This window comes from Ruthenibacterium lactatiformans (genome assembly GCF_000949455.1).
In the GTDB taxonomy this organism is placed as follows: domain Bacteria; phylum Bacillota; class Clostridia; order Oscillospirales; family Ruminococcaceae; genus Ruthenibacterium; species Ruthenibacterium lactatiformans.
In genome coordinates this window covers 78,507-93,554 of sequence record NZ_JXXK01000010.1, presented here as the reverse complement: position 1 = coordinate 93,554, position 15,048 = coordinate 78,507, and the positions used below count along the sequence as shown (strand labels likewise).

Below are 15,048 nucleotides of genomic sequence, written 5' to 3'. Positions count from 1 at the left end.
AAAGAAAGGATGTGAACGCACATGAAAATTTTAGTGGTTGAAGATGACCGCATTTTGAATACAACTCTTTGTTATAATTTGTCTGCCGCAGGCTATGAGGTCGCTACTGCCTTGACAAAAAGTGCTGCGGAACGTCTGTGCAAAAAGCAGGAATATGATTTGATTGTCCTTGACATCAATCTGCCGGACGGAAACGGATTTGATTTTTGCCGGGATATAAAAGAACGGCACCCGGACACAGCGGTCATTTTCCTCACGGCAAACGATATGGAAAGCGATATGCTGAAAGGGTACGAGCTGGGGGCGGATGATTATGTGACAAAGCCCTTTCCCATGAGCGTATTTCAGAAAAAAGTATCTGCTCTATTGGCCCGAATTAGAAAACAGTCTGGCGGTGATTGCTACAATGACGGCAATCTGTTTATCAATTTTTCAGAAATGTCCGCCACCCAGGGCGGGGAAAGCATTTCCTTTACGCCGATGGAATACCGGCTTTTGAAAGTGTTGACAAAAAATCCGCAGATCGTTTTGACCCGGCAGGTGCTATTGGAAAAGCTGTGGGATATTGACGGGAACTTTGTGGATGAACACGCTTTGACTTCAACCATCAGCCGGATAAGGACAAAAATCGAAAAACCAGATCAAGCCTATATCAAAACAGTTTACGGCATGGGTTATATGTGGATTGGGGGCGGTAGCAAATGAGAACAGAAAAGCTCTCCGTTAATAAAGTATGTGTTGCCGTGTGTGCAGCACTCTTTCTGCTTTCTGTAACTATGTCGTTGTCCATATATTTTTTGACACAAAATGTACTGGCGGTATATTGCGGATTGCTCTATATCATCTGCGTTGCCGGGTGTATGGCGGCTTTTCTTATTTTTGTGCGTCGGAAATTGACGCTGTTTTCCGACGCCTTGTGCAAGCTGCTTGACGATATGATGTCAGCAGATCAGGCTCCGCCGCAGTACACCGAGGAAGAAAACTTGTTTTATAAAATCCAGCACCGCCTTTCCCGGCTCTATGAAGTGCTGCGGGAAAGCAAAAGCAGCATTGCAAAGGAACGGGCCGACTTGCAGGAATTGATTTCGGATATATCCCATCAAGTCAAAACGCCGATTGCAAACCTGAAAATGCTGGACGCAACGCTGCTGGAACAAACGGTGACGCCGGAAAAGCAGAGAGAATTTCTTGTTGCTATGGATAGCCAGCTTGACAAGCTGGATTTTCTCATGCAGGCAATGATTAAAACTTCCCGGCTGGAAACCGGCGTGATTTCTTTGCAACCACAGCCGCAGGCCATTTATGATACCCTTGCCGCTGCGCTGGGCGGTATTCTGCTGAACGCTGAACAGAAAAAAATCGCGGTCACAGTGGATTGCCCGGAGACGGTAATTGCGGCCCATGACCGAAAATGGACAACCGAAGCCCTGTTCAACATTCTGGATAACGCGGTGAAATACACACCAGAGGGCGGGAAAGTCCATGTGGCTGTTGTGTGTTGGGAAATGTATGTGAAGATTGATATTTCTGATACCGGCATTGGTATTCCTGAACAACATCAAGGAACGATTTTCAAGCGTTTCTATCGTGAAAGCAGCGTACATGATGCCCCCGGTATTGGGATTGGTCTGTATCTGGCCCGTGAAATTATCACCCGGCAAGGCGGCTTTATCCGCGTATCTTCGGAACTCGGCACCGGCTCCACGTTCTCTGTGTTCCTGCCTCACTCTTGAAATGTCACAGGATTGTGACATTTCAAGGCGTTTTAAGGGGAAATTCAAGAACCGCCGTGACATTTCTGTGAGGATTGCGTTTTACAATGGAACCATCAAAAAGAAAGGTGGTAGAACTTATGCCTATTTTACAGACAACAGATTTGAAAAAATACTATGGTGCAAAACCGAACATTACAAAGGCGCTGGACGGCGTTTCCCTTTCGGTGGAACACGGGGAATTTGTCGCCATTGTCGGCACATCCGGCAGCGGTAAATCCACGCTGCTGAACATGATCGGCGGTTTGGATGTCCCTACTTCCGGCAAGGTCATTGTGGATGGAAAAGACCTGTCCACCCTGAAAGACGAGCAGCTTACCATTTTCCGCAGACGGAAAATCGGCTTTATCTTTCAGAACTACAATCTTGTCCCCGTCCTCAATGTCTATGAAAACATTGTTCTGCCGGTGGAATTGGACGGCGATCAGGTGGATAAGAACTATATGCAGGAAGTGGTGCGGATGCTGGGCCTGGAAGATAGGCTGAACAATATGCCGAATAATCTCTCCGGCGGCCAGCAGCAGCGCGTGGCGATTGCACGCGCTCTGGTATCGAAACCGGCGATTGTTTTGGCGGACGAGCCGACGGGCAACCTCGACAGCCGGACAAGCAGTGATGTTCTTGGCCTGCTGAAAGTAAGCAGCCAGAAATTTCACCAGACCCTTGTAATGATTACCCATAACAACGAGATCGCCCAGCTTGCAGATCGGATTATCCGTATTGAGGATGGGAAAATTTCTGAATGAGGGGGTGTTGAAAATGAACGATATTTTATTTGGCAACAATAACAGACCCATTATTAAGAAATTGTCCAGGCGGTACTTTAAGGCCAGCAAAAGCAGGAATATCATTGCTATTGTTGCCATTATTCTTACAACCGTCTTGTTCACAACTATCTTCACACTGGGTTCCGGTTTAATTGATACGGTACAAGACCAAAATATCCGAAAGATGGGCGGGGACGGTCAAGCTGTTCTCAACTACATTAGTGACGAAGTTTTTGATGATGTAAAGGGCAACGAATTGATTGACCGGATTGCCTATACAAAGGCAGTTTCTTACCATCTTAACAATCCGGGGCTTGCGAAATGGCGTTCTGATATGTGGTATATGGATGATACCGCATTGGAATTTGCCAGATACGAGCCGACAACAGGACACCGCCCCGAAGCTGAAAATGAGATCATAGCCGACACAAAGACATTAGAGGCATTGGGGGTTCCGGCTGAAATCGGCGCGACAGTCACCCTTGATTATGAAATTAAGGGTAAGGAGTACACAACTGATTTTACACTGTGCGGCTTTTGGGAAACAGACAGCCTAAGTAACATCGGGCGTATTATTGTATCGAAAGCCTTTTTGGATAGCCATGCCGACTTACTCACCTATACCTATCCTGTGGACAATGATTATTCTGGCATTGTGACGGCGTATATCATGTTCCGTGGCAGCGGCTCCGTAGAAGAAAAATTGCAGCAGCTCCTTACAGAAACTGGCTACACCTGTGACACGCTTGGAGGACAGCCCACAGACGAAAACTATATTGTCGCCCGTGTCAGCCCCGCTTATCAAAGCAGCCCTATCGGTGAAAATTCCGCCCTGTTTATTGCCGGTATTGTGGGAATACTCGCGATTATGGCAACAGGCTATTTGATTATCTACAATATTTTTCAAATCTCTGTTATTCAAGATATTCAGTCTTACGGGCAGCTTAAAACATTGGGAACCACGAGGCGGCAGATCAAAAAGATTATAAACAAACAGGCTCTGCTTCTGTCTGCGGTAGGTATCCCCATTGGCCTGATCATCGGCTTTTTTATTGGCCGCGCTTTAGTTCCGGCTCTGATGAACGGCACAACTTATACTTCCGACGCTGGCGTTGTGGTGACAGTAAATCCGCTGATATTCATTGGCTCGGCTATCTTTGCTTTTGTTACTGTTTCTATCAGTGTGCGAAAACCGGCTAAGATCGCGGGAGCGATCTCGCCGATTGAGGCTATCCGCTACACAGAAAATGACGCAGGCGCATTTCAAACAAAGAACCGGCTGGCTGTAAAAAAATCAACCAGCGGCGCAAAAATTCATCGGATGGCCTTGGCAAATTTGGGGAGAAATCGAAAACGAACGATCCTTGTAATCGTGTCTATGACATTGAGCTTGGTACTGTTTAACACCGTATTTACTCTATCCAGTGGTTTTGATATTGATAAGTATGTTGAGAAGTTCTTAAACAAGGATTTTATCATTTCTTCCGCGGACTATTTCAACTATAACTTCGCCCGCGGCGAAACATACTTGTCCGAGACCTTTATCAATGCTGTCCAACAACAGGACGCCTACGAGGATGGCGGAAGACTATATTCCAGCAAGGTGACAGAAGAAAGATTTTCCGCTGAAACAGACGCCGTAACAAATTACAACAAGGACGAATATGGAAATCCTCTTATTGATCTGTATGGGGCAGACGATTTTCTTCTAAACTCGATGGATGTAGTCGAGGGCGAAATTGATTGGGACGCTCTTAAAACGGGAAAATACACGCTGTACGCGCTTACAATGGATGACAATGGGAATATAATTGACAATCCATCTATCCATGTTGGAGATACGATCACCTTTCATCACTGGAAGATGAACGGGTTAGCTGGTACACTGGATAACAGCTTTGACCTTACCGTTATGGCAAAAGTTCTTATCAATGAAAATACCGATACAGAACGAAACACGGGCGCGGCACGTTTTTATTTGCCCACAGAACAGTTCAAGCCGCTCTGCCTCAATCTCCTTTTGGTAAGTTTTCCGTTCAATGTTAAGGACGGAATGGACAGCGACATGAGCAGCTTTCTAAGCAACTATGTGGAAAACATTGAGCCGAGCATGGACTATGAATCGAAAGAAACTTACGTTCAGTCCTTTCATAGCATGACATCCCTTATTATTACAATCGGCGGTGCTTTAAGCGTTATTATCGGTCTGATCGGCATAGTAAATTTCATCAATTCGGTATTGACAAGCATTATTACGCGGCAAAAAGAATTTGCTATGCTGCAAAGTATTGGCATGACAGGCAGACAGCTCAAGCGGATGTTGTCCTATGAGGGGTTGTATTATGCTGTGGGAACAATTATAGCCTCGTTGATCGTTGGGGTGCTGTTCTCCCTCGTTATTGTGCAGGCGGTAGCAAGCAGCTTTTGGTTCTTCACCTATCACTTTGTAATTTGGCCGATGTTGATTGTTTATCCGTTCCTTATTTGTTTAACGGTGATTATCCCCACAATTCTTTATCGACAGTTTGCCAAAAGCAGCATTATTGAAAGGCTCCATCAAAACTGAACCTGCACTCTACGCATTTAGGCTGGTAAAATCCCCGCCATTTCAAGGCTTTTTCCGCATGGCCTGCGGGGAGGCTTTGATGCCGCCCCGCAGCCAGCGGTCAGGCCGGCATCTTTGCAACGACCAGCTCCGTGGGCTGGGTGTAGGGGGCATATCGACGAGCAGGCAGCCACAGTCCTGACACACCAGTTTTCGGTAGAAATGCTGAGCCGCCTCATTGGCCCGGGTGGAGATTGGTGCCACGCCGTAGCTTTGCCAGCTCGTGCCCGGCCTTCCAGCACCTGAGTTCACTCGGCTCCAGGACTGGTCCAATTTCCGGTGGAAGACCACCCTCTGGCGGGCTATAGTCTCCATAAGCAGTGCGAAAGGCATCGGCCATATCGACAGCCATCACTGCTCAGATACAAATCTCTGCTGATGCTGTTTTGTGTATTTTCCGGACGCCATATTTTGAAGGAGAAAATTTTTGGCCGGGTGAAGTTATTGGAGGGAGTGATAGTATAGGGAAGCTGTTCATATTATCGGTTGCAGAAGATGATGATGAAACCGTGGAGAAGATTATGGCGCTCATAGAGTCAACAGAGCTGGTCAAATATGCAGATGTTCCCTCCGCACTCCTGTGCTACAAGGGCTTGCGCATCGACATCATGTGCCGTCAAGTATTTTGGCAGGAAAAATCTATCGAACTAACTCCCATGGAGTTCGATGTATTTCAGTTGCTTGCTCGACATCCTAGACGGGTGTTTTCCCAAAGGGAGATCTATGAGTTTGTCGCCCCGGATTCCTTTGAAAGCAGTTGGACGGGAATCACCAGTATCGTTTACAAATTGCGCCATAAACTAAACGCTGACTTCATCCAAACCGTGTATGGAAAAGGATACAGATTTGTGCCGCCGTGACATCATCGTAAAATGTTTAAATGGGGATCTTTAAGCCAGAGGCTCCCTGTTTGAATCCACGGGAAAGGCCCCGAGATCGAAAAAAGGTCTCGGAGCCTTTCTCATAAACTCAAATCCGGAACAGTTTGATCGCCCGAATCAGCGTGATGCACTGCTCCTGATACAGATCCTCGTCCAGCCGGTCATCAATCACGGAGTATTTAAGCAGCAAAGGCTGATACATATTCAAAATATCAGCGATTGACTTAGGATCACCCTGCTTTGCCTGAAGCAGCAGTTGTTCAAAAATCATTTCGTCCACCTCCCTCGATGCTTTTTCTAAGTTTTCGGATGGCTCGGTAGTAGACTGCGGCGGCACCTTTATAGGTCAACCCCAATCTTGCACCGATCACCTCAAAAGGGCAGTTGTCTAAAACATGCGACAGGAATACATATCGCTCTCGCTCATTCAGCCGCTTGAGCGCGTAAAAGAGCGCACTACTTTCGATCATGTCCCATAGGGGAAGATGCTTTGCAACTTCCTGCTCTAAAGTCTGGCCCGTAGTATAGATCGTATCTGTCGGTATTTCACGGTCACTGTACTGGTTGCGCGCGTTCAGGTAGTCGCGCCGTGTATGTTTTACTGCCTGGATTAAGTAACCTGTAAATCTGATTTGTAGTTCTTCTTCTATTTGTCCATTATTTCGATACCACATGGTCTTGTCCTCCAAATTGTTCAAGAAATTTCAGAAGATCTTGAACTTTTGGAGGTGACCGGCACCGTGTTAATGGGCGTCTTTGCTTTCTATATAAAGCAACACAGCCGGCTACACACCTCGAAGGTGAGCAGTCGGCTGCGTGATGCACATAAAGAAGTCCGTCACGACTTCCGACGCCCGCAGGAGGAGGTTTATCGCTTGTCTTGCGATGTTCCCGCCCCATCCTCTGAGAAGGGCGGCGAAAGAACCATTTTCGATAGTAAACTGTGTGTCGAAATGTAAGCAGATGGGCGACGAACCTTTTTATGTGCATGGTTTTCAAACTCTCCATGCGCATCTGGCTCCTTGCCATCTGAACCGCACTTTGCACACGAACCTGCTGTGCCCATCAATGTGAGCGGCAGGTATGCCAATGATCCAGTTCAGTAATTCGATTTTTGTAGTTTTTTGTCGGAAGATAAATTAAAAGGCGGCCCCATCCATTCAGGAATAAGGCCGCCTAAAGTAACTTGAAGTTTCCTCTGCTATTTCGGTTTTTAGTTTTCATACACATTCCTCCCTTTCACTCGAATACAGTCTGTGCAGATCAGAGATTTATTTTTATTGTAGTAGGCAAATCTGACCAAATTCTGATTCAATTATCACTGTTTCCATCTTAATTCCAGTTTTTTGACTCATGAAGAAAGTGCGATCCCCATTGATAGACAACGGTATATGTTCCTGTTTGGCGATATGTACTGCAAACGAGACTGGTACTTTCCTTATTTTGTTGAATGGCGGCTCCCTCCATAAGCCGCCGATCTCGCCAGCGTCAGGGCGTCGTCAGTTTGAGGGGAAAAAGAACGGCGGCTTTGTTTTTCTCAAAACCGCCACTGGAGGATGATGTAAAATTGACGCACGAAAGCAACCTGCCCGGCAACGGTTTTTTTCTTTCCCCGTCAGGCGGGGCAGGCTGTTATCGTGTATGGAGATAAAAAGAAGCCGATAACCACAAGAAGAACAACCTTGTGAGTTATCGGCTCTGCGTCTGTGCGTCTGGCTCTTTGATAACGGTTATATTTAGTTGACGGACTGCGATCAGTGTTTCATGCTTACATTTCGGACAGTACAGCGGGAAGTTTTCAAGTATAGTATCCTCTCGAAGTTTTATTCGTGTTTTATTTCCACATACAGGGCATAACGCCCATTTGTATTTTTACTCAAGGGAAGTGCCTCCATCAACATCTTGCGAAGCGGATGTTATAAATCTAATCCTATCTTTGCTTGTAGGAATACTATTTGTTACTGTCTGCCATTTGTTATCTTGGTATATCTCATATTTTTCAAAAGCACAGGGCAAGCCATTTGCAGTAGCTATGTCACAACTGTCCATAAGCTGAAAATGTAAGTGTGGCGCAAAAGAGTTTCCAGAATGTCCTACTCGCCCAATGAAATCTCCTTTTTTAATTTCTTGCCCGACACTTACCTGAATGGAACCTGTTTGTAGGTGGCAAAGTGCTGCGTAAATATTTTCCTTATACTCTATGATAATATAATTACCCGCAACTGATTGAACATCGTCTTTTTCCGGGTCAAAGTAATGGGCATTTTTATAGGCACTTGATAAGTCAGACAAAAGGTTTGTTCGGGGTCTTTCTTCGTAGCCATCTTCTGCAACAACAACGACACCATCACAAGGCGCAAAAACTTTTTGTCCCCAGCAATAATAGTCATTGAGTGAAACTCCTGAAAATAGATATTGCAAAAAACTAACACGGTATGCAGGATAGCCTATGCTATTCCAATCAACCTGAATAAAGTCATAAGCATACCTTGTGCCTAATTGATTTGTCCCATGACTTGGAATTTTGCTTCCGGGTGTATTTGGGGAGTTCCATTCTCCCCGTAATGGAAATTCTACAATAATTGGGTTATTCATTTCGCAGCTCCTATCCATCCATTGATTGCCAACGCGACTAAAGAAAAATAAGGTCATAATAATAACAGCAACAATCATTCGGCGTTTTTTTGAAATATGTCTTGTGGTAAACAATCTATCTGTAAGCTGGTTCATAAAAAACTTTCCTCAATTCAGCAAAGTAATCATCCAGGATTTCCACAATATGGCTATAATCAAGATTTTGATATTTTGACTTCCTGATGTCATCTAAGATTTCTTCAGTAAAACCAATATTCGCCCACAAAATAAATTGTTTACATTTTTCAATATTGAGATCAGCTCTAAATTTTGTAGTGTCTATCATATCGAATATTTCATAAGTTTTTCGCCTTTTTTCTCGTTCTTCAAGTGCTGCGTTAATCTCGTCTGATTTTGTCCTTGCAGAAAGTTTAGCAAAGTCCAATATTTTCGGATATTGCTTCATTAACTCTATTTGGATGAGATAAGATGTTCGTAGCCGCTCAAAAATATCCTTGATTGAATAATCCATTTTACTGTAATATTCTCGGTCAAGTAATGCACTAAAAAAATCATAAGTAAATAAAAAAGTTCTTGTTTGCTACCTACATAATGAAACATCAAAGCCTTAGAAAAGCCAGCTTCCTTTGCGATTATGTTGGTTGAGGCATTATCATAGCCCTGTGATGTAAATTCTCTTAATGCAGCATTTAAAAGCGCATTGCGCCTCTGTTTATCTAAATCTAATAATGTAGCCAACGATTTTTCCTCCCATTTTCTTGTTGACCTATTAGGTCAAAACTATTATACACCTGTTTACCTAACAGGTCAATGCAAGAACAAGAAATAGGAAATGTAAAGTTCAGAAAAGGTGCATATAGCAACATTTCACCGGCAGAATATGAAATATACAATGTAGGTGGGAGGTGCTATATGGCGAACATTGAAGATTGTCCCGGTTTTGAAAGTTTTGGCGCAGACGTGAAAGCGGCCCGGAAAGCAAGGCGTTTGTCCCGCCGCGCCCTGGCGGAGATCGTCAACATAGATAACCGCTATCTTGCCAATATTGAGAACGAGGGGACTATCCCCAGCCTGCCGGTTATCATCCAGCTTATTAAAGCCTGCGGGCTTCCCGTGGAGCGGTACTTTAACCCGGAGATCATGCGGGAGGAAAGCGAACAGCGCCAAAGGGTCAGCCACAAGCTGAAACTATGCCCCGAACAATATCTGTCAATCATTGAGGGCGCGATTGACGGGGCCATACATAAGTTTGTTTTGCAGGTGATGTTTCATGTACTCGTCTACCCGCACATGGGGCGAACCGTCCCTGTCCGAGAGTGTCCGGGTAGGGCGGCACTTTAAGCCAAAGATCACGCGGGAGAAAACGCACAACACCAAAGATACCTGTACTCTACGCATTTAGGGCGGTAAAATCTCCGCCATTTCAAGGCTTTTTCCGTATGGTCGGCGGGGAGGCAGGACAGATTATCAAATCCTCGCCAGAACGGGTTTCTAAATGCGTAGGAAATCTTTCCGCCCCTGGTATTCCCGGCGCTTCTGTGGTATGCTGGACAGGACGATAATCAAGGACAGGAGTGGACGGGATGGACAGCCAGGAAACGCTATTGGACTACACCACGATCAAGGCCGCCGTCGCCGGTGAGAAGTGGGCCACGGAAAAGGTGATAAAGCACTATGCCCCTTTCATTGACGAGCTGGCCGTTGATGAAGATATGAAGCTGCACCTAATTATGAAGCTGCTGGAAAAACTGCCGGACTTTCCGATGGAACAGGCATGAAAAACATCCGGGACAAGAACTTTACAATAGGTTCTTGTCCCGGATGAATTATTCTCTGCAACAGGCATACATAATAGAACATTATATATAGACAGGTATAGCACAAAATGATATGATTTCTTAAATAAGGAAAAGCGTGTAAATCACTTGTGGATGATGTTACAATCAGCAGCAAATCAAGCAAGGAGCAAGATTGAAAATGAAAAGTAGAGGGTATCCATTCCCTTAAGCACACGACAAATAAGCCATCTTTCGGTGGCTGCTTTAAAAATTGAATATCGAGATTGTTAAGGCTATGCAGTTTCTGACCTAATTCGATAACCTTGATTTCTTGCGATAAGGATTGCCTGCTCCACCGTGATCTCACGGTCAATGGAAGGCAGGTCGGATTTCCTGTAAAGTTCCGCATTATAGTTTTCACTGTTTTTCAGCATGTGGTATAATGCGGTAAGAAGCATTCTTGCTATGGCAATGATTGCCTTCTTGTGACCGCGACGCTTCTTGAGACGGAGATAACGGTTGCGAATCTCAGGATGCTTTTTGCTGGTAACGACAGCATTGGCGCACTGTACCAGCAGTGGTTTGATATAGCATCCGGCCTTGGAAACCCGGACAGATTTTTTCTTCCCTGCACTTTCATTGTTGGTCGGAGTCAGTCCGGCCCATGAGCATAAGTGTTTCGCCGAAGGAAAAGCCTCCATATTGGTACCAATCTCGGAAATGATTCCGATAGCAGTGAAATCACTGCTGATACCAGGAGCGGTTTGAAGAATGGCAAGTTCCTGCTGATAGGGAGCGGCGAGCGCAAGAATGAGTTTTTCAAGCTCTGCTTTCCGGGACACAAGGTTTTCATAATGAGCTTTGATCACCTTAAGTTTGCCAGCCTGTTCCGGTGTGATATAACCGTCAATGGCATCCCGGAGTTCAGGAAGTTTCTTTTTCAGATTTTTATAAACGAGAGGCTCAAGGTCAAAAGAAGTATCTGCGGGATTTTCCAAAAGCTTATCCAGTATGGCCTGAGCAGATTTGCCGAAGGTGTCCGAAACAACGTTTCCCAACTGGATATTGGAAACCGTGAGACAGTTCTGCAAACGATTCTTTTCGCTTGATTGGAAGCAGGTCAGTTTGAAACGGTAACGCATAAGGTCGCGGAGCTGGCGTATGTCAGCGAGCGGCATAAAGCTTCCGGCAACAAGGTCATGCTTAAACAGGTCAGCGATCCATTTGGCATCTTTCTTGTCAGTTTTCTTTCCACGGATAGCCTTAACATATTTGGGATGGGCAAGGACAATCGTACAATCGTTTTCTAAAACGTTGTAAACAGGAATCCAGTATTTACCGGTAGATTCCATACAGACATCCTTGCAGTTGTGCTTGAGAAGCCATTGTAACAAATCTTTCAGACCGCTCGTGTAGGTTGAAAAACGGTGGCTCTCATAGGTGGTCACACCATTGTGGTCAGTAGAAGCAATGCAGGCCACTACAAAAGTCTTGTGGACATCAATGCCACAGCAGATTTTGTACACGATTTTTAAAGCCATAGGGACTCCTTTCAGAACCAGAAAGTTCGCTAAAGATTATAGGGAGAGACGGCATTGACTGAACGCCTAAGGCATAAACGAGATTGTTTAAACAAAGATAAGATTACGTGCTCTTGCGTCACACTTATTTGTGCTTGAAAAGGCGGACTACACATATAATTATTCGGTCATCCGGCAAACCGGACAGCCCACTCACCTTCCCGTGATTTGTAGTATACCGAGTTCCCTACAGAATGAATTATAAAGAAAAAATAAGCTCAGGGGAACATTTTCATAACGTTTTGTGCCTGAGCGAAGCGAAAGGAATGGATATAATTATGAATATTGGGTTAATTAGTGTAAATGATAAACCAACAACGAAAATGGCCTGCGGCGGAACCGAAGTCTTTGTATCAGATTTAGCAGAAGAACTTGTAAAGAGAGGCCATAAAGTAACTATTTTTGCAGGCGGCAATTCGTATGTTAAAGGATGTAGGATTGTTAATTCGACATCTCATAGCCTTGCCGACATTCAGAAATTAGCTTATGATGATTACCATGCAGAGTTGAGTACCAGCGAAAGGGCGAATATAGGACAGATATTGGCAGTAAGAAATATTCTCACCGCAAAACAATATGAAAATGAGATAGATGTGTTCCATGACAATTCAGGTTCCTCCATTATAGCAAGTATGCTCGATCTTTTTCATAAGCCGGTCGTGTCAACATTGCATATGCCAATTTCCCTGGACTATCAGCTTCCATGTATCAATCGTTACCTTTCCCATTCCAATGTGCATTATATCGCTATTTCAGACTATCAAATGAAAAATTTCCCGATAGCAGAACAGCGCATTTATAATGGGACAGAGATTGTGAGCGATAATGCTGTCAGCCAGCAGCATAGAGATTTGATTTGGGTTGGGCGAATTGATCCAGATACGCCAAAAGGACTTGAAGATGCAATACAAGTATCAAAAATAACAGGTTATGGCCTAAAGTATGTGGGCTTTATTGAAAATGAGGCGTATTTTAGGAATACAATAATGACAGTTTTGCATGACAATGTAATTAGAAAAAAGCAATTTCAAACTCGTAGAGAAAAGGATATGTTTTATCAAGAGGCAAAAGTTTCTCTTATTCCGGTAAAATGTGAGGAATCTTTTGGCCTTACTTATATTGAGTCTATGGCGGCAGGAACGCCTGTAATTACTTATGCGAGAGGGGCCGCCCCAGAAATCATTAAGGATGGTAAAACAGGATTTTTGATAAATTCATCCGAAGATGATATAAGAGGAAATTATCTAATTAAACAGTGCGGTGTTGCAGGATTGATTGAGGCAGTAAATCTAATTTACTCACTCTCGGATAAAGAATACGAAGCAATGAGATGTGCTTGTAAAAAACATATCAGCGAAAATTTCTCTTTGAGGATAATGGTTGATAAATACGAAAAACTGTATCATATACTACATCAAAGTTTATAAAAAGAGCGCCGGACGCAGAGGGCAAACAGCCCCCGCGCCCGGCGCTTCGCTTTTGATTGTGTTACTCGTCCGTAAACTGGAACCGCTGCGCCTCAAAGTCGGCGTCGTTCATGGTGTCCAGCTTATCAAGGGTCTGGCGGGCCAGCGCCCGCATTTCTTCGTCCATATCCGGCATTGACTCACATCTCATATCTGATTTTCCCCGTGTCTGGGTGGATCAGCACTATGGGCAAATTTCGATCTTCAACAATGCTCATCGCAGTTTTGACACCGCTGTACTGAGATGGGTCATTATCATAAACGGCCACAACATAGTCCGCGCGCTCCATCATATATTCTGTGCGCTTTTTATACCCTTCGGCTCCTGGGCGTTCCGCTCCCATCAGTACCTCGGCACAGCCTTCTCGAAGTTTCCGCTGCCGTGCCCGGCTCTTCGGGTCCCATCGGGCATCATGACCGGGAAAAGGGCAGATCATCACAACATCCAGATCCTGAAATTCCTCCTGACGCTGCATCTCCAGCAGGATCTCTCCTGCCCACATATCCACCCCCAGGGCGCCGCCAATGAAAAAACAGCGCACGCCGCGCTGGTAAAGCGTCACAAATACATCGTGCATCCGTTTTTTTATGCGCTTGCACGAGGTCATATATTCATTGTATTTGAATTTAAAACGGGTAGGATGTTGTCCAATAACTGCGCAAGAACATAGACTCATTTGCATCTCCTCCTAATTTTACTTTTGTACCTATTATATATACCATGGTTGACTAAACTCAACCATGGTCGCTTAATTTTTTATGCCATAGTGGATAAAATGTAACTATAGTATGGAGGATTGCGAATGAACGAGCTTTTGAAAGATATGGGTCAGCGGATCTTGGACCGGAGAAAACAATTAAATATGACGCAGGAGACTTTGGCAAATTTGACGCATCTCACATCGCAGACCATCTCGTATGCGGAAACAGGACAAAAGGCGATGCGCCCGGAAACCATGCTGAAGATCTGTGATGCCCTCGGTATCAGCGCAGACTATTTACTGCGTGGTGAGATTCTGGAGGCAGATGCTTCATTGCTCCAACAGAAAATTTCTACATTGACCCCCAGCCAATACCGCCATTTGGAGCAGATCATTGATCACTTCATTGCGGCCACGCAGGAAAAGGAAGAGGTATGAGAGTCGGCACAGCTTCGCTCCCATACCTCTTTTTTAGCCATTTCTGCGGAAAGCCGCCATTGTGCTGGCAATCAAATCGCGGGTCATATCATCAACTTCCGATACTCCATCTGTCGTTGCGCCTTCTAATAGCTCTATCGCCTGTTCTTGCGGCGGTGGGGCTATTTTCTTTTCCCTTGATGGGGAGGTTTCTTCGGCCTGAACACTCTTGCCTGGGGCCTGTCTCTCCTGGCGCATAATCTCCCGCACTATCGCTTCAATAGCCGTCCGATCAATAGCCGGCATTTTTAACGGCTGCGGGTCATCAGCAAAATGAGCGTTATAATATACAAGCGCATTTGCGATATACTGGGATTTGCTATGGGGCGGCTGCAATTCCAACAGTTCGATGGCGGCCCGCTGTGCGGGGTCTCCGATGTTGAACCGCAGGGAGAACCGTCCCCGTTCTTTTTTGGCCGCCATAGT

The 15,048-nt window shown here is 45.1% G+C and carries 18 protein-coding genes and 1 pseudogene; 9 read left to right on the top strand and 10 right to left on the bottom strand.

Annotation, left to right across the window (positions count from 1 at the left end; translation table 11 throughout):
• The first annotated feature begins 21 nt into the window (after positions 1-21).
• The 5 genes from TQ39_RS08885 (at position 22) to TQ39_RS20250 (ending at position 6,004) form a co-directional block, all read left to right on the top strand.
• A complete protein-coding gene (locus TQ39_RS08885) occupies positions 22-705 on the top strand; it encodes a response regulator transcription factor (protein ID WP_050005287.1) in 684 nt (227 codons plus the stop codon).
• Entirely contained in the window at positions 702-1,733 is a 1,032-nt protein-coding gene (locus tag TQ39_RS08880) for a sensor histidine kinase (RefSeq protein WP_050005286.1), read from the top strand. Before TQ39_RS08885 ends, TQ39_RS08880 begins: the two co-directional genes overlap by 4 nt.
• Before the next feature lie 119 nt (positions 1,734-1,852).
• Positions 1,853-2,518 (top strand): ABC transporter ATP-binding protein, encoded by a 666-nt coding sequence (locus tag TQ39_RS08875; protein WP_050005285.1) that lies wholly within the window; start codon positions 1,853-1,855, stop codon positions 2,516-2,518.
• A gap of 13 nt (positions 2,519-2,531) precedes the next feature.
• Positions 2,532-5,105, top strand: a complete 2,574-nt coding sequence (locus TQ39_RS08870; protein ID WP_050005284.1) for an FtsX-like permease family protein — start codon at positions 2,532-2,534, stop codon at positions 5,103-5,105.
• A 548-nt stretch (positions 5,106-5,653) separates the two neighbouring features.
• Positions 5,654-6,004: a winged helix-turn-helix domain-containing protein gene (locus tag TQ39_RS20250; RefSeq protein WP_156146255.1), complete on the top strand. Its 351-nt coding sequence runs from the start codon at positions 5,654-5,656 to the stop codon at positions 6,002-6,004.
• Between the two features lie 109 nt (positions 6,005-6,113).
• Here TQ39_RS20250 and TQ39_RS08860 read toward each other — a convergent pair whose 3' ends face one another.
• From TQ39_RS08860 to TQ39_RS21450, 6 genes and pseudogenes are all read right to left on the bottom strand, one after another.
• Positions 6,114-6,296, bottom strand: coding sequence for a helix-turn-helix domain-containing protein (locus TQ39_RS08860; protein ID WP_050005282.1), 183 nt, complete (start codon positions 6,294-6,296; stop codon positions 6,114-6,116).
• A complete protein-coding gene (locus TQ39_RS08855) occupies positions 6,286-6,699 on the bottom strand; it encodes a sigma-70 family RNA polymerase sigma factor (protein ID WP_050005281.1) in 414 nt (137 codons plus the stop codon). Before TQ39_RS08855 ends, TQ39_RS08860 begins: the two co-directional genes overlap by 11 nt.
• A gap of 1,015 nt (positions 6,700-7,714) precedes the next feature.
• Positions 7,715-7,891: pseudogene (locus TQ39_RS20245) on the bottom strand (cysteine-rich KTR domain-containing protein); the annotation flags it as partial.
• A gap of 6 nt (positions 7,892-7,897) precedes the next feature.
• A complete protein-coding gene (locus TQ39_RS20240) occupies positions 7,898-8,755 on the bottom strand; it encodes a M23 family metallopeptidase (protein ID WP_242853475.1) in 858 nt (285 codons plus the stop codon).
• Positions 8,736-9,131, bottom strand: a complete 396-nt coding sequence (locus TQ39_RS21455; protein WP_050005279.1) for a hypothetical protein — start codon at positions 9,129-9,131, stop codon at positions 8,736-8,738. The genes TQ39_RS20240 and TQ39_RS21455 overlap by 20 nt, the downstream gene beginning before the upstream one ends.
• Positions 9,071-9,358, bottom strand: a complete 288-nt coding sequence (locus tag TQ39_RS21450) for a TetR/AcrR family transcriptional regulator (RefSeq protein WP_082052186.1) — start codon at positions 9,356-9,358, stop codon at positions 9,071-9,073. The genes TQ39_RS21455 and TQ39_RS21450 overlap by 61 nt, the downstream gene beginning before the upstream one ends.
• Before the next feature lie 174 nt (positions 9,359-9,532).
• On the opposite strand from TQ39_RS21450, the gene TQ39_RS08840 reads away from it, so the two are divergent.
• Positions 9,533-9,961 carry a helix-turn-helix domain-containing protein gene (locus TQ39_RS08840; RefSeq protein WP_082052185.1) on the top strand — a complete coding sequence of 143 codons (429 nt, stop codon included), beginning with the start codon at positions 9,533-9,535 and terminating at the stop codon, positions 9,959-9,961.
• 242 nt (positions 9,962-10,203) lie between these two features.
• Positions 10,204-10,398: a helix-turn-helix domain-containing protein gene (locus TQ39_RS08835; RefSeq protein ID WP_050005278.1), complete on the top strand. Its 195-nt coding sequence runs from the start codon at positions 10,204-10,206 to the stop codon at positions 10,396-10,398.
• Between the two features lie 293 nt (positions 10,399-10,691).
• On the opposite strand, the gene TQ39_RS08830 is transcribed toward TQ39_RS08835, so the two are convergent.
• Positions 10,692-11,939, bottom strand: a complete 1,248-nt coding sequence (locus tag TQ39_RS08830) for an IS110 family RNA-guided transposase (protein WP_050005277.1) — start codon at positions 11,937-11,939, stop codon at positions 10,692-10,694.
• Positions 11,940-12,172: 233 nt separating this feature from the next.
• Between TQ39_RS08830 and TQ39_RS08825 the strand changes: the two genes are divergently transcribed.
• Complete coding sequence (locus TQ39_RS08825; protein WP_082052184.1) at positions 12,173-13,405, top strand: glycosyltransferase; 1,233 nt, start codon at positions 12,173-12,175, stop codon at positions 13,403-13,405.
• A gap of 61 nt (positions 13,406-13,466) precedes the next feature.
• Here the strand turns inward: TQ39_RS08825 and TQ39_RS20220 are convergent, their stop codons facing one another.
• Together TQ39_RS20220 and TQ39_RS08820 are read right to left on the bottom strand one after the other, a co-directional pair.
• On the bottom strand, positions 13,467-13,595 hold the full coding sequence (locus tag TQ39_RS20220) for a transposon-transfer assisting family protein (RefSeq protein WP_082052183.1): 129 nt from the start codon (positions 13,593-13,595) through the stop codon (positions 13,467-13,469).
• On the bottom strand, positions 13,585-14,121 hold the full coding sequence (locus TQ39_RS08820) for an SLOG family protein (RefSeq protein WP_050005275.1): 537 nt from the start codon (positions 14,119-14,121) through the stop codon (positions 13,585-13,587). The genes TQ39_RS20220 and TQ39_RS08820 overlap by 11 nt, the downstream gene beginning before the upstream one ends.
• A gap of 126 nt (positions 14,122-14,247) precedes the next feature.
• Here TQ39_RS08820 and TQ39_RS08815 point away from each other — a divergent pair, with 126 nt between their 5' ends.
• Positions 14,248-14,583 (top strand): helix-turn-helix domain-containing protein, encoded by a 336-nt coding sequence (locus TQ39_RS08815; RefSeq protein ID WP_050005274.1) that lies wholly within the window; start codon positions 14,248-14,250, stop codon positions 14,581-14,583.
• A 33-nt stretch (positions 14,584-14,616) separates the two neighbouring features.
• On the opposite strand, the gene TQ39_RS08810 is transcribed toward TQ39_RS08815, so the two are convergent.
• Positions 14,617-15,045, bottom strand: a complete 429-nt coding sequence (locus TQ39_RS08810; protein WP_050005273.1) for a hypothetical protein — start codon at positions 15,043-15,045, stop codon at positions 14,617-14,619.
• Positions 15,046-15,048 lie beyond the last annotated feature (3 nt).

Bases quoted from the DNA above. Each gene is read 5' to 3' on its own strand.
- TQ39_RS08885 (WP_050005287.1), top strand. From the start codon at position 22: ATGAAAATTTTAGTGGTTGAAGATGACCGCATTTTGAATACAACTCTT.
- TQ39_RS08880 (WP_050005286.1), top strand. From the start codon at position 702: ATGAGAACAGAAAAGCTCTCCGTTAATAAAGTATGTGTTGCCGTGTGT.
- TQ39_RS08875 (WP_050005285.1), top strand. From the start codon at position 1,853: ATGCCTATTTTACAGACAACAGATTTGAAAAAATACTATGGTGCAAAA.
- TQ39_RS08870 (WP_050005284.1), top strand. From the start codon at position 2,532: ATGAACGATATTTTATTTGGCAACAATAACAGACCCATTATTAAGAAA.
- TQ39_RS08860 (WP_050005282.1), bottom strand. From the start codon at position 6,296: ATGATTTTTGAACAACTGCTGCTTCAGGCAAAGCAGGGTGATCCTAAG.
- TQ39_RS08855 (WP_050005281.1), bottom strand. From the start codon at position 6,699: ATGTGGTATCGAAATAATGGACAAATAGAAGAAGAACTACAAATCAGA.
- TQ39_RS20240 (WP_242853475.1), bottom strand. From the start codon at position 8,755: ATGAACCAGCTTACAGATAGATTGTTTACCACAAGACATATTTCAAAA.
- TQ39_RS21455 (WP_050005279.1), bottom strand. From the start codon at position 9,131: ATGGATTATTCAATCAAGGATATTTTTGAGCGGCTACGAACATCTTAT.
- TQ39_RS08840 (WP_082052185.1), top strand. From the start codon at position 9,533: ATGGCGAACATTGAAGATTGTCCCGGTTTTGAAAGTTTTGGCGCAGAC.
- TQ39_RS08835 (WP_050005278.1), top strand. From the start codon at position 10,204: ATGGACAGCCAGGAAACGCTATTGGACTACACCACGATCAAGGCCGCC.
- TQ39_RS08830 (WP_050005277.1), bottom strand. From the start codon at position 11,939: ATGGCTTTAAAAATCGTGTACAAAATCTGCTGTGGCATTGATGTCCAC.
- TQ39_RS08825 (WP_082052184.1), top strand. From the start codon at position 12,173: ATGAATTATAAAGAAAAAATAAGCTCAGGGGAACATTTTCATAACGTT.
- TQ39_RS20220 (WP_082052183.1), bottom strand. From the start codon at position 13,595: ATGAGATGTGAGTCAATGCCGGATATGGACGAAGAAATGCGGGCGCTG.
- TQ39_RS08820 (WP_050005275.1), bottom strand. From the start codon at position 14,121: ATGAGTCTATGTTCTTGCGCAGTTATTGGACAACATCCTACCCGTTTT.
- TQ39_RS08815 (WP_050005274.1), top strand. From the start codon at position 14,248: ATGAACGAGCTTTTGAAAGATATGGGTCAGCGGATCTTGGACCGGAGA.
- TQ39_RS08810 (WP_050005273.1), bottom strand. From the start codon at position 15,045: ATGGCGGCCAAAAAAGAACGGGGACGGTTCTCCCTGCGGTTCAACATC.